9 protein-coding genes and 1 tRNA gene are annotated in these 14,144 nt (G+C 38.3%); 2 read left to right on the top strand and 8 right to left on the bottom strand.

The annotated features are described in order from the left end of the window. Positions 1-40: 40 nt before the first annotated feature. Positions 41-1,096 (bottom strand): bifunctional diaminohydroxyphosphoribosylaminopyrimidine deaminase/5-amino-6-(5-phosphoribosylamino)uracil reductase RibD, encoded by a 1,056-nt coding sequence (gene ribD, locus E4F24_RS13510; RefSeq protein WP_140939638.1) that lies wholly within the window; start codon positions 1,094-1,096, stop codon positions 41-43. A gap of 55 nt (positions 1,097-1,151) precedes the next feature. On the opposite strand from ribD, the gene prmC reads away from it, so the two are divergent. Further along, positions 1,152-2,012: a peptide chain release factor N(5)-glutamine methyltransferase gene (gene prmC, locus E4F24_RS13505; RefSeq protein ID WP_140939637.1), complete on the top strand. Its 861-nt coding sequence runs from the start codon at positions 1,152-1,154 to the stop codon at positions 2,010-2,012. Positions 2,013-2,172: 160 nt separating this feature from the next. Continuing rightward, positions 2,173-2,245 (top strand) — tRNA-Lys (locus E4F24_RS13500). Positions 2,246-2,754: 509 nt separating this feature from the next. Here E4F24_RS13500 and E4F24_RS13495 read toward each other — a convergent pair. The 7 genes from E4F24_RS13495 to E4F24_RS13465 all read right to left on the bottom strand — a co-directional run bounded on the left by E4F24_RS13495 (position 2,755) and on the right by E4F24_RS13465 (position 14,057). Beyond that, entirely contained in the window at positions 2,755-4,050 is a 1,296-nt protein-coding gene (locus tag E4F24_RS13495) for a TlpA family protein disulfide reductase (protein ID WP_140939636.1), read from the bottom strand. Then, complete coding sequence (locus E4F24_RS13490) at positions 4,047-5,423, bottom strand: TlpA family protein disulfide reductase (protein WP_140939635.1); 1,377 nt, start codon at positions 5,421-5,423, stop codon at positions 4,047-4,049. Before E4F24_RS13490 ends, E4F24_RS13495 begins: the two co-directional genes overlap by 4 nt. Positions 5,424-5,450: 27 nt before the next feature. Then, positions 5,451-6,881, bottom strand: a complete 1,431-nt coding sequence (locus E4F24_RS13485; RefSeq protein WP_140939634.1) for a TlpA family protein disulfide reductase — start codon at positions 6,879-6,881, stop codon at positions 5,451-5,453. Positions 6,882-6,960: 79 nt separating this feature from the next. Continuing rightward, positions 6,961-8,508, bottom strand: a complete 1,548-nt coding sequence (locus E4F24_RS13480) for a PKD-like family lipoprotein (RefSeq protein ID WP_140939633.1) — start codon at positions 8,506-8,508, stop codon at positions 6,961-6,963. Positions 8,509-8,532: 24 nt separating this feature from the next. Beyond that, complete coding sequence (locus E4F24_RS13475) at positions 8,533-9,306, bottom strand: DUF4843 domain-containing protein (protein ID WP_181182496.1); 774 nt, start codon at positions 9,304-9,306, stop codon at positions 8,533-8,535. A gap of 10 nt (positions 9,307-9,316) precedes the next feature. Then, positions 9,317-10,741, bottom strand: a complete 1,425-nt coding sequence (locus E4F24_RS13470) for a RagB/SusD family nutrient uptake outer membrane protein (protein ID WP_140939631.1) — start codon at positions 10,739-10,741, stop codon at positions 9,317-9,319. 7 nt (positions 10,742-10,748) lie between these two features. Beyond that, entirely contained in the window at positions 10,749-14,057 is a 3,309-nt protein-coding gene (locus tag E4F24_RS13465) for a SusC/RagA family TonB-linked outer membrane protein (protein WP_181182495.1), read from the bottom strand. Positions 14,058-14,144: the final 87 nt, after the last annotated feature.

Here is a 14,144-nt window from a genome sequence, read left to right as displayed (position 1 = left end):
TTAAATTTACAGCTTTTATATATCATTTTAAAATAAATCGCTAATTAATTGGGTGATAGATCAATAATTGATCATCGGAGACTTGCAATTTCTTCTCCAAAACGCCACTTATTTTTGGAGAAACCATCCCTGCGCCCCATGATTCTTTGGATACAAAAATTCGTGCTTCATCCCAGAGACCGGCATCGATAAACATCTGTAGAGTTTTAGCCCCACCTTCGATAATAATAGATTGTACATCCATCAAGTACAATTGATATAAAATGTTTTGAGGCAGGTATAGGTCAAAGTTTTCAATTTCGATATATTTAAGATTCTGATTCCATTCCGATTTAACCGCATTAAACACAATTGTTTCGATAGATTGATCCAAAAGATGATAATCAGCAGGAACATCAAGATTCCGATCGATCAGAATCCGCTTCGGAGACTTTCCCGTCCAACATCGATTTGTTAAACTTGGGTTATCAATTAGCGCCGTATTCTTCCCCACCAAGATAGCATCTTCTTCACTGCGCCATTTGTGTACCAACTGCTTGCTCGCAGCGTTACTTATCCATTGCTGTCTGTCATCGTCGGGCGCAAAATATCCATCGTTAGTTTCGGCCCATTTTAAAACCACATAAGGCCTATTTTTGTTAATCTGTGTAAAGAACCGACGATTTATATACTGACATTCATCTTCCAATACTCCTTTAACAACTTCTATTCCGGCCGACAGCAGTTTTGCTATCCCCAGACCATTTACTTTAGAAAAAGGATCTAAACAACCTATAACAACTTTTTGTAAGCCATGAGCGATCAGCATATCCGCACAGGGCGGGGTTTTTCCGAAATGCGCACAAGGCTCCAAACTTACGTAGATGGTGCTATCCGCCAATAGCTGATTTGCTTTCTCTATCCCGTATTTAGTAATCACAGACTGTACAGCGTTGACCTCAGCATGCGGCCCGCCACATGGAGAAGTATATCCTTCTCCGATAATAGCATCTTCATGCACAACGACTGCACCTACCATCGGATTGGGGCTCACTGTTCCCATTCCTAAAACAGCAAGATCCAAACACCTTTGCATATAATATTCACGCCTATCCATACAACAAACTTAGTGAATTGCTCCTAAATAATGCATAATATTGTAAGTTTGTATCATGAACAAATGGCGTGATATTGAACAAGTTTTTTTAGATGAATTAGCTAACCTATATGATCCGGCAGAAATTAAAGCAATGTTTCATATCGCCATCGAACATATTGCGCAGCTAAAAAAAGCAAACTATTTGCTCGAGAAAAACAGTGCTCCTACTGCCGATCAGCAGCATCAATTGCTTGAAATGCTCCAGCAATTAAAATACGGCAAACCTATACAGCATCTTATTGGCAGTACATCATTTTATGGACTCGACTTTAATGTCAATGAACATACATTGATTCCCAGATCGGAAACGGAAGAATTGGTCGATCTGATCTTGAAATCACACGGCACACAGAAAAATCTACGTCTCATAGACATTGGAACAGGTACCGGATGTATTCCCATTAGCATAGCAAAACACATACAAGATGCAGAAATTTGGGCGATAGATATTTCATCAGAAGCTCTTGCAATTGCTAAACAAAATGCGGCAAAACAAGAAGTAGCTATTCAGTTTGTCCATGCAGATATTTTAGAATGGGAATTTTTGTTTACCAACGGTGAACGATTTGATATCATCGTAAGTAACCCCCCTTATATTACACCGGCAGAGAAAGAAGAGATGCATCAAAATGTCATCGCCTTTGAGCCACATCTCGCCCTATTTGTTGAAAGCAGTGCCCCATTGATTTTTTATGACTACATTTCGGACTTTGCATTGGCTCATCTGGAGGAAACCGGTACGCTCTATTTCGAGATCAATCAATATCTAAGCCATGAAACGGCATCCTTACTTCGCAAAAAGGGATTTACACAGGTCAAGATTTTACAAGACATCAATGGTGTAGACCGCATGATCAGCGCAAAAAAGCAATAATCTTATGTTAAATCTAGCAAAAAGATTATTTTTTCAAACTGAAAAACAAACACTTAATGGTTTAAAAACAAAATAAAAACCATTTCATTTGGTCTGTATTATAGATTTTTTTACCTTTGCATCACTTCAAACAACGAAGGATAATTCAATAAAGAATTAGGATTCCGTAGCTCAGCTGGTAGAGCAATACACTTTTAATGTATGGGTCCTGGGTTCGAATCCCAGCGGGATCACAAAGCTACTCTTTCAGGGTGGCTTTTCTCATTTTAAGCGGCATTAAAACCACTTTAAAGAAAATAAATAAACCATACTATTTCATTCCATAGCAAACCATTCGGTTACCTCGGCTATTGCTTATTTTTGGTAACCGGATCGCGGGAAAGTTTGATGAGGCGAGAGAAGAAAAAGGCTTTCAGACATCTATTGTTTAACCTTTTTAATGTGCGGGATGATGAAAGATACAACCGGGACATTGAGACATCAAAGGTAAATGTGTCACGAAGGAAGCACCGGGATACAAGGCCGTCAACAGGGCAATTGCAATTCCAGTAGCAACTCCATAATATGAAATCCTGCATTTGAATGAACAGATGCAGGATTTTTTGTTTCTGAAGCTATTTTAACTTTTTTGCATTTTGTTTCGGGGGCTTGTTTTAGCTAGACGTAAATGTATCTGGTCTGAGTCCGCCATCGAGTTGAATAAATCCTTTGTTGAGCCTAATGGATGAGATACCTACGTGTATTAATTAGTGACTTTCAATTCTTCCTCAATTATTTTTTTCAATTTTGGGTCAGATGGTCTCGGCGAATTCGCTGTAACCAGATTACCTTTCTTGTCGAAGACTAAGAATCTAGGGATACTGCTGATCTTATAGAACTTGGAAAATTCATTGGTTGGTCCAGCAAGGATGTGTATGCTGCCTTTCATTGCCTCTTCCTCAATCATTTCTTCCCACTTGTTCTTATCTTTGTCCTTATCTGTAGACATGCCTATGAAGACTACGTCTTTGCCCGCTAAAGATTCTTCAAGCTTTCTTAGGTGGGGAACTTCCTTCAGGCAGGGGCCACACCAAGTAGCCCATACGTCTACTACTACGACCTTTCCTTTAAAATCACTTAGCTTCACGATCTTACCATTTTTGTCGGGATAGGCAAATTCAAAGCCCATATCTCCGGGGGTAAAATTACTAAACTTGAGTTTATACTTCTCTAAGTCTTGCTGTTGTTTTTTCGTAACAAAGAAGGCGCTGCATTGGCTTGCTGCTTCATTAAATCCGCGGTAGCTAACCAGTTCGGCCATATAATTCAGTACAATATCTCCTTTTAGCGTGTCATTTTGTATGCTTGCTAACTCGGATTTCAAGCCTTCCATTCCTTCTTTGATTTTACCGCTTTTCGCTGCCTCAAGCTGTATGATCCGTTTCAATGTCTTCAGCCCATTTGGTAATGCGTAGACCTCATGTGCAGAACGTGTGTAATCAGTGATTTTGAATCCTTTTGCTAAGCTATTACTATGCTGAGCGATATTCCACTTCAAGTATTGTGGCAAGAAATGATCAAATTGTTTGTTTTTTGATTTGTTCTTTTCAGCATATAGCTTCGCTGCGGCGTTTAATTTTGACATGTAGTCCTCAGGACTATTGAGCTCCATGCTCAAAAGAAGCGACTGTGCTTCCCACGCCTCAAGAATCTGGTTTTCTTTGGAGTTGTTTGCACCTTGCAGTTCATACCCTAGTTCGTTTAATGTCACGTCCAAGACGTCTCCTTCTTTTAGGTAAAACTCCGAATTAGGAGCAGAACTTGCACTTGTTTGGAGGACATAAATCCCCTCGTAATCTGGAAAGAACGAAAAACGGAAGCTTCCGTCTTCTTTTGCTTGTATTTTTGCTACCTCTAATGCAGCACCTGCATCAGTCTGATATAATCTGATTTCTTTACCGATCGCGAGTTGTCCTTTGATTTCGACAGGCTTCTGGGCGAATGCTTGTCCCCCCGTGGAGAGTGCAAAGAATAATATTGCTAAATGTTTAAATCTCATTTTTTTAGTTCTCTTTCAATTATTAATTTTAAACTTGGGTCAGATGGTTTTGGTGCATCCGAGCTTACGAGTCTGCCTTGTTTATCAAATACAAGGAATCGAGGAATGGTATTGATTAGATAGTACTTTGAAAATGGATTGCCGCTTCCTCCATGCAATTGGATTCCGTTCATTGCTTTCTCGTGGAGCATATCTAGCCATTTGACTTTATCTTTTTCTTGGTCGGTCGATATACCGATAAATACGACCTCTTTATCTGAAAATGTTTCCGCTAAGGACTTAAAATAAGGAGCTTCCTGCAAGCATGGACCACACCAAGTAGCCCATACGTCTATGACCACGACTTTACCTCTAAAATCACGAAAAGAATGCATTTTTCCTTGGCTATCTGGAAATGAGAATTCAAAGCCCGGATCACCCGGATTAAAAGGGGACAGATTAGTCTCGTACAGAGCTAATATTTTTTTCTGGTTTGCTGTTGCGATATAGTGTTCAGATTGCTTTAGCTTTTCAGTAAAAATTCCCCGGTCTTTAATCCGTTGTAGATCATCCAAGACGAGATATCCTTTTAATGTATCATTAAAAAGATAGTCCAGTTTTGGTGCTTTACCTTTGATTGATTCTTTCAACGTAAGTAAATTAACTGTTCTTTGCCCATACGGATATAGGAACGCTTCTTTTGTGTTTTTTGTAAAGTTCACCGGATTGACATAATTTATAGCATCAATATGCTGTTCAGCAGTAGGGTGTACACGACGTCCTGTGAATAAATAACTCAATCCGAATGAAGCAATATCCCATTTTACAATGATGGGAAAGACTTTGTCAAATTTAGGATTGTTAGACTTATATTTGGCAATAAACGCGGGTGAGTCCTTATACAGTTTTTCTAAGTCTGGAAAGAAATCTACAAACGTACTCCCTAGATAATGTCTTTTCCATTCTATAGACTTTTGTTTTACTTTAAACGACTGCTCAAACCACGCGGATAGGATTTGGTTTTCTTTAGAGTTCGATCTACCCTGCAATATATAGGTAGTATCGGTTAAGTCGATATTTAATTGGTCCCCATCTTTGAAATAAAAGATGTTATTATGGCTAGGTGCGGTTGAAGTACCCGTCCCAAAGACATAGAATCCTTCGTATTCAGGATAGAATAGGAAGCGAAATGCTCCGTCATCCTTGACGTTAAACGCCGTAATCTCCTCTAGCGTACCTTCCAGTACACTGTACAATTTCAACTGTTTGCTATCAGATGAACTTAGTGTTCCTTTTATCTCTACGGGCTTTTGAGCTAGTGCTATCATGGCCAGCTGAGAAAATAACAGTACGCCAAATATTCTAATTGTTATTACCTTATATTTATAATCCATATCTTGTGAGCAAAGTTTTAGGAAATGTTAATTTTTCTTTAACTCATCTTCAATAATTAATTTCAGCTTAGGATCGGACGGCCTTGGTGCATCTGCGCTCACTAATTGTCCTTGTTTGTTAAAAACAAAGAAGCGAGGAATGCTATTGATCTGATAGAATTTTTGAAATTCGCTTCGTGTGACGGAAATCAATTGATAGCCTATCATGTTTTTATCTTTTACCATTTGTTTCCATTTTTCCTTATCCTTAATATTATCGGTACTGATGCTTACAAAGGCCACGTCTTTATCTCTAAATTCCTCTTCTAGTCTTTCTAAATAAGGAATCTGCTGCAAGCAAGGGCCGCACCAGGTCGCCCATACATCAATGACTACAACTTTTCCTTTTAGATCTGAAAAAGCAACATTTTTTTCGTTTATATCAGGGAATACGAAGTCAAAGCCCGCATCGCCAGGTTTAAAGGGAGCTAACTTACTTTCATAAACTGCTTGCATCTTTTTTTGGGTATCAGACAAAATGAATTGACCGTATTTAGCCACTCCTTCTTGAAAATTACCCTGATCTTTTTGATGTTGTAGAAAGCTGAGTACAGCGTCTCCTTTCAAGGTGTCATTTTGAATATATTTAAGTCTGTTTTCTAATCCTATTATACTAGCCGATAGCTTCTCTTTATTCTTTACACCCCAGAAATTTAGCAACATCGGGATGGTACGTTGTACCCAAGGATACTGATAAGCTTCGGTCTTATCTTTTGTGTACTGATCAGGAGTCAGCGAGTTCAGCGTTGAGTTGGATGTATAATAATCAGGTATAGTTCTGGAAGCAGGTGTATCTTTTGACGGAGGAGTACGACTACCTTCTCCATGAGGCGTCCACAAAAAGTTAACACCATAACTCGCAATATCCCATTTTACCAAGGCAGGCAATAATTTATCAAAACGGGGGTTACCTGATTTATTCTGAGTAATAAAACTTGCAGCGCCTGCGGCTAACTCATCCAGATCGGGATAAAAATCCACATAGGTTGTGAAAAAGTTGGAATTTGCAAATTCGACAGACTTTTCTTTTACCACAAAAGACTTATTGAACCATTTGCTTACAATCTTGTTTTCGATTGAATTATGATCCCCAATTAGTGTATATGTTGAGTCATTCATGTTTAATTCCAGTTTATCTCCTGGCTTGAAATAGAATGTCCTGTTATGATGTGGTGCCATAGCACTACCCATCCCCAATACATAAAAACCTTCATAGTCCGGGTAAAACATAAACCGGAAACCACCGTCTTCTTTTACATTGAAATTGAACATTTCCTCCAGTGCACCTTCAACTACTTTATATAGCTTTATTTTAGAGAATCTGTCTGAGGAAAGTCTTCCGTTAATCTCTACAGCCTCCTGCGCATAAGTTCCCAGGCTATATAATAGCGCAAGTAACAATACAGTTGTCTTTTTCATTCTTTGTTTTAATTTATTTTGTTACTTTTTTAAATAAGCGAGCCTTCATGACTCGTCTAAATCATGAAGGCTTATACTTTTATTCTCTGTACGTTACGTCTATGATTTTTCCAAATCCCGAGAAGGATTCGTCTAATTGAGGCGCCGTAGTAAGGTTTATGGAATAAAGATCTAATGTACCAGATACCTGAGGCTGTGCAGGGTCGTAGGAAGCTAAAACAAGCTTTTTACTAAAATCTACATAACGCGGAATAGTTTTTTGGGATACGAGTTTTTGAAATTTAATGAAACTGATCTCCCGTGTCCCTAAATCCAGAATCTCTTTTTCTACTTTATTAAAAGGATCGTACTGATAGACTTTAGAACCAACAGAATATACAATGAAGCCAAAATTGGGATCTAAGGTGATATGCTTTGCATTGACTAGTTTTATTGATGAAGGAATAGGTTCATAGCTTAGTGGAATAATTTCGGTATCTCTAAACACAGGAGATGTAAAACGTAGCAAGCTAAGGTCTGATCCATTAGGGTCTTTGAAAATGGCATAAAATTGAGGTGTAGCCGCATTAACAAAATCCATGTAAAAAAGATCCTTTTTTATATCACTGGGATTAAATAAATCGGGTACAGTAGAAATCGGTAGGATCACCCCTTTGTTACCTCCATAATGGACTAAAAAGCGACGAGCATTTATGTCAAACATCAGCAAATAAGGATTTATTGAATTGTATTTCTCTGCTACAAATGGCGAGATATTAATCTTCCCTCCATCTGTGAATCTATTGAGCGTCGGTCCATGCATTAAGCCTTGAGTGACATTTTCAAGAGATACTATTCCCTCTGAGTCAATCAGATAGGTCATAGGAGAGAATGGAATCGCCATCGAACGTATTGTTACGGCATGATAGTCATCGGCTGTAGGTCTCATAACCTCTACTTTCAGATTGCGATAATCTTCCCAATTTCGTTGCTCATTATTGATACTATATGTCGCCTTATCAGTTCCCACATATATACGGTCTGTAAAAGCATTTGTAAAAACATCTCTATTTCTAAGAAAATACACCATTTTAGGCGCACCGGATAGCTTAATTGAAGATATTGTAGCTAATACATCTTTGTAGGAAACAAATTCGGCAGATTTTGCATTATAGGCTAACATATCTAACCTGGCTTCCCCTTCAATATCATTCAATATTAACCAACCGTCAGCAATGTCAGATTGTACATTAAGTCTGGTTTTAAACTGTCGTACATAAGACGTACTCTTTTCTTTGACACGTAAATAGAGTGTATAGGTAGACGGCGTAAGCGGTAAGTCCAGACTTAATATTCTTTCATTACCGAGGATTCTTTTCTTTCCATTACTTAAAGTCATCTCCTCATCAATGGAGAACCATTCGTAGTCATAGTCTTGCTCTACAAAACTATTTTTTCCTTCGATTTTAAATTGAGGATCCAAGTAAAACGGCAAGCCCGTTAGTGCTTCATATACTGATTCCAATCCATCAACCACAGTGATTTGATCCAATTCCTGATAAGTATAATTCCCCAAATCCTTGCTGCAGCCTTTCCAGGCTAATATGATACAGAGCGCTATAGCAACTCTAAATAATTTTATTTTCATAATACGTAGTAATTATTTATTAGATTATTGTGCATTAGGCCCCATCTTCATAGGTTGCCCATTGGCTTCAAGTATGGGCGTACCATTAATACTCATTTCATTTAAATAAGCTTGCATACCGAAGCCCCATGCAAGAATATTGAGTGTGGGCGGCATGAAATTCTCTGCGGTTATTACATCTGCATCAAGATTGTAACGACCTATCATGAGTTGAAGTTTTTTAGCTGAATAATCACCTAAGTAGCCAAAAATAATAGCATTGTTCGTGTTTTTTAATTTATCCCAAAACCAGGGAGCACCTATTATATCATCTACGAATAGAAACATTTGTGTATAATACCTTCGGACCGGTTGCATTCCTATTTCAACATCGCGGTAATTTACTTCTGTGCCAAAAAAATCGTTAGGCTCCAGCATTAATGCTAATCGTAGTTCTGCAACACGCATATTTTCGCTTCTCAAAACTTGAATGGAAACGGTGTCTGTCAAAGTATTTGCAGCAATTACAAAATCTTTATTCAAAAAATTATAATCCACACCTTCCACCATGCTGCTTTCGGCGACCCTTAGGTGATATGGCCGATCATAGTTGACACTCTTTCCTGTCGCTATGACAGGAAATTTGAATACAGAGTCTTGAACATACGAAGATAGATAACCAAAAGAAAACTGCTTTTGATTATTTGCTTCAGCTTCTGGAAAATAGATACTAGGAGTCCCGGAGTAAGTATCTAAGAGATCTTCTTTACACCCCACCAGTAGTGTAATACAAGCAATAAGTAATAATATTTTTTTCATTATCGTTAATTTAGCGGTTTTCGGTTTCAGAAAGTGGAATAGGCAAAGTGTAGTCATCGATATTAATCGGCTCCATATTAAGAGTAGAGGCGCTCAATATAGCGGGAGCTGATTTGCGTTTATAAAAAAACCACATTTGTCCTTCACCATAGAACTCTTTAGCATATTCACTTTGAATAGCGTTCATCAATAGATTTGTTGAAGTTAAAGGGATACAATTTCTGTGTATCCTAAGCTCATTTAGGTATGAAAGTGCTTCGTTTGGATTTGATTCGGTCTCGGCTGCAATGAGAAACATTTCGCTTAATCGGATACCCGGGACTTTAAATCTAAAGTTTACATTGTCCTTACTTGTCACATCTTTGTATTTTATAAACAAGGGAAAAGTTTTTCCACCTTCGATTTTCCAAGAAGGGGAATAACGGAAATCATTCTCCCAATTTTCATAGACTAATCTTAAAAAGCTATTATCTGGACCAGATGATAGAATAGTCTGATTGGTTACAGATGAACCGAAATTGGCATTATAATACTCATAGAGCTTTGGGTTTTCAAACTGAAAGAGAATTTCTGTAGAGAAAATCCTGTTGGGAAGGTTTTCATTATTAACCTGATCGGCATTGATCCAAGGAAACTTCGATTGATCTTGAATGACACGTTTAGCTGCCGCCAACGCATCTTCATTGTTGCCAATGTAGAGATTCACTCGGGCCTGTAATCCTTTAACAGCATAGAAATTAAGTCGATTGTTTCGCGTTTTCCAATTAGACTCTCCGATGATGCCCCTCGGAATATCAACAGTTTCCAACTGCAGTACCGGATCCTTCTTCAATAATTCTTCTGCTTGTCTCAAATCTTCAAGGATATGGGCTACCACAGACTCTGAAGTTGAAAAAGGAGCTATTACGTACCCAGCCTCATCGTAATAGGGAATACGTGCAGCTAGTGGGTTTTCTGTGTATGATGGTGCAAATAGTCGAAGCAAATCAAAGTATAAATAAGCTCTAAGGGCTAAAGCTTCCCCTTTGTAGATGTCTCGGCTAATAGGATCTAATACAGAGTTCCATGTTTCTATATTGGAAATAAATTTGTTGATGTTGGTAATATTGCTGTATTGATTTTTCCAAATATTATCGATTCGCACTTTTGCTTCTTCCTCTTCATAATGGTATGCAACCCATCCACGCATCGCTGCAGGGTGACCTTCAGGGACATAATAATATTGTGCGAGCAAATCTACTCCATTCATAGTAAGTTCGCCTCCATACATATTAGAAGCAGCTAATTTGAGGTATATCCCATTGAGGGCTGTTGCGAAGCCTTCTGGTGAGCTAAATGCGTCCTCTTCAATGAACTTATCTTCGGGTTTTACATCGAGCCATTTTTGACAAGAGGCAAAAGATATAAGGATAAATAGATATATAATTTTTTTCATGATGATCTTATTTAAATGTGGCAGAAATACTCATAGAAACTGAGCGTCCGAAGGGATAATTTATTCCTCGCTCTCTCCTTATACTAGAAAAATATAGGATGTCATTCATAAAACCCGTTATTCTTAAATTAGAAAGTGCAACTGCGTTGAGCCAAAGTTTGTCTCTAAATTCATAACCAAGGCTTAAGGATTCCAGGCTTAACGTGTTTTCTGTTTGAATAAAGCGCGAAGACATGGGGGTACTTATGACGGAGCTTATGGCTTTGAATTGGCTGATGTCTCCTATCTGTTTCCATCTGTCGTAGAGCGCACGTTTATCCTTATTTGACTCTAAATTTGCAGAAGAAATATTTTCCACTTTATTATACAGTGCAGAGTTCATTTGGTCTTTTTGCCATATATACCTTACAATGGCACTGGCCTGAAGTCCTTTATAGTTTAAACTACTCCGAAAGGTCCCTTCGGCCAATGGTTCGGATGTACCAACCCGAATGATATCATCGGTGTTGTATATAAATACTTGCTGACCATCTTTCGCTAAAAATAATTCCCTCCCTGTAGCCGGATCAATACCCTTGGATGGGACCGCCCAAATATCTTTTGGACTATACCCATCTTTATAACGCTGGATTGATTTACTATTTTGGAGACTTTCGTTTAAAGTTTTTAAACGATTATCAAACTTATCAAATTGCATACGAACCATAGATCCCGTCATACCGAAGGTCAAGACAACCTGATCCTGAGGTCTGTATATAGGGGAGTAACTAATCATCGTTTCTACGCCTTCCGCATCTAATAATCCAGCATTGAAAGGATAAGTTCCTACCCCTGTGGAAGAAGGGAATGATGCTTCTACGACTAGGGGTTCGGTACGCTTCCGGTATGCATTAAGTTGGATATTTAATCTATTGCGAAAAAGACTCAGATCTGTACCTATACTAGTCTGCAAAGTGCGTTGCCATTCTAAATCGGGAGCGCCCAGCGTACCTAGATAAATACCTTGACCGTAACTGTTATTATCTGGATAATAATTATAGATGGATTCACTCACATTTCCAAAGTTTTGATTTCCTGTCATACCCATATTAGCGCGCAGACGCCACATCGAAATCCATTCTATATTTTTTAAGAAGCTTTCATTATGAATATTCCAGCCAGCCCCTGCAGAATAATAAGGAGAATATAAATTATTGGAACCAAAAGCTGTAGAGCCATCAATATTGAAATTCAAATCTAAATTATAGCGTTGATCAAAAGAATAATTTAATGAGGCTAAGATCGAATTGCGTCGTGCAATCTGTGTGGAAGTTCTCGGTTTAGAATTTTCAGCAAATCCAAAAGCGAATGCCGGATTTCCGTTAGTACCCGGTTGAAAACCAATCACTGTGTATCCATCTGATTGGTTTTTATTTTCGCTAATCTCAGCTCGTACGTTGCTGGTAATTGAATGCTTATCCGCGAATACAACGGCGTAGGTTGCCATAATATTTCCGGTATAATTAAAAGGATTATTTATACCCCGGGTTAAACGCCCTTTGCGAGCAGCTTCTGTTGTCTCAAATTGTGTATGAAGCGGTGATACAAAATCGTCAGATAGATAATTACCTTTACTTAATTGTCCTCCGATCGTAAAACGCAGTCTCGAATTGACATCATACATAATCTGCAAATTATTGATTAGCGTGTAGCTGTTTGCAATACTAAAGCTATTGAGGCGTGCATTGTACATGGGGTTACTTATAGCAGGAAAGGCTCCAGTACTTACAAAATCTCCAGATAGGTATTTCACATTATCACCCATCAATTCATAATAAGGGTTCGTATTTACCCAGGTAGAGAAGCTTCCATAGGGAGACTCCTCGGAATTATAACCGACAATATAGGTCCGGTTAGAAACATTCAATTGCTTATGTCGATAGCCTAAGTTCAGAGAAGCTCCCCAATCGTTTCTCCCCGATCCCAACATTACCCCCTTGGTATCTTTGTAATTGGCCCCGAAATCAAAAAGGACAGCGCCCTCACCACCTCGTACATTTAAGGAATGACGATGCGAAAAACCTGTTTGTAAAGGTTTGTCCATCCAATAGGTATTTACTCCACGAACTACATTTCCTAAACGCCAGTTATACAAACTATCTAATGTTAATTGACCATCGACATTAGTTGATATATAACGTCCCGATAGACGTTCAAACTCAAGCTTCTCGCTAGCGTTCATCATATTATAGCTGCGTAAATCAGACATTTCTAATTGTAGATCAGAAGTGTAAGATAGAGTCACTTTTCCAGCCTTAGGTTTTGTAGTTTCTACAACAACCACACCATTAGAAGCTCTGGATCCGTAAAGTGCTGTTGATGAAGCATCTTTCAGTATTGTAACGGATGCTACCATATTCATATCCAGATCCATAATTGTCCTCAAATTACTTTCAAAACCATCCAAAATAAATAAGGGCAGGTTAGGATCAGAAGAAAATTCAGATCGAATACTGGAGCTAGGGATACTAGTCTGCCCGCGGACTTCAATAGTAGGAAGAGCATTGGGATTAGAACCAAGAGCATTATTTTCGACCTGTATGAAAGAAGGATCTAATGCACGTAAACTCTGTATAATATTCTGGTTGTTAACCATCTTAAGCTCTTTGCCAGTAAATGAGGAGGTAGCACCTGTAAAGCTTTGCTTGTTCCGAATAATACCCGTTCCCGTTACAATGACTTCAGCGATATCAGCTTCCGCTTGTTTCAAGACTATACTTCTGAAATGTTGTATACTTTCAATACTACTAAATATAATTTTAGCAGTACTGAATCCGATATAGGAAAACTCAACCTGGTCTCCAGGTTCCAGAGCTAGTTTAAATACTCCTTTTGCATTGGTCGTGGTTTGATAATTTTTCCGTACAACCTTTATAGAGACCCCGGCAATACCTTGTCCCAACTCATCAATAACGCGACCTCCAATAGAATCTTGAGGAATATTTTTTATACTGTCATTAATTTTTGCAGGATTGATGTTATTCTTTTGCATAAATAGAGTGATAACCTTACCCTCTATTTCAAAATCAAGCTCCTGATCCTTAAATATCAGTTCTAGTGCCCGTTGTACAGGTTGGTTCTGAATATCTACTGAAATAGGTTTTGCAATTTTTAATTGCTCATTTTGTATAATGAAAGAATAGTTGGTTTGTTTGCGTAGCTCCAATAATACAGATTTCAGACTGGCATTCTGAACGCGCAGATTGACGGTTTGAGCAAAACTTGTTGCAAAAACCTGTGCTGCAAAAAACCAAGAAAATAACAATGTTAGTTTCATATATGTAATTATAGTTAATGGTTTATGTCGACTACCTTGGCAAGAAATCTTTTGTCTATCCTCCAGGGTATGAGTATTTTTATCCAT

Source organism: Sphingobacterium lumbrici (genome assembly GCF_006476045.1).
Taxonomy (GTDB): Bacteria; Bacteroidota; Bacteroidia; order Sphingobacteriales; family Sphingobacteriaceae; genus Sphingobacterium; species Sphingobacterium lumbrici.
The sequence above is the reverse complement of the archived record's forward strand: the minus strand, read 5'-3'. Positions and strand labels throughout refer to the sequence as shown.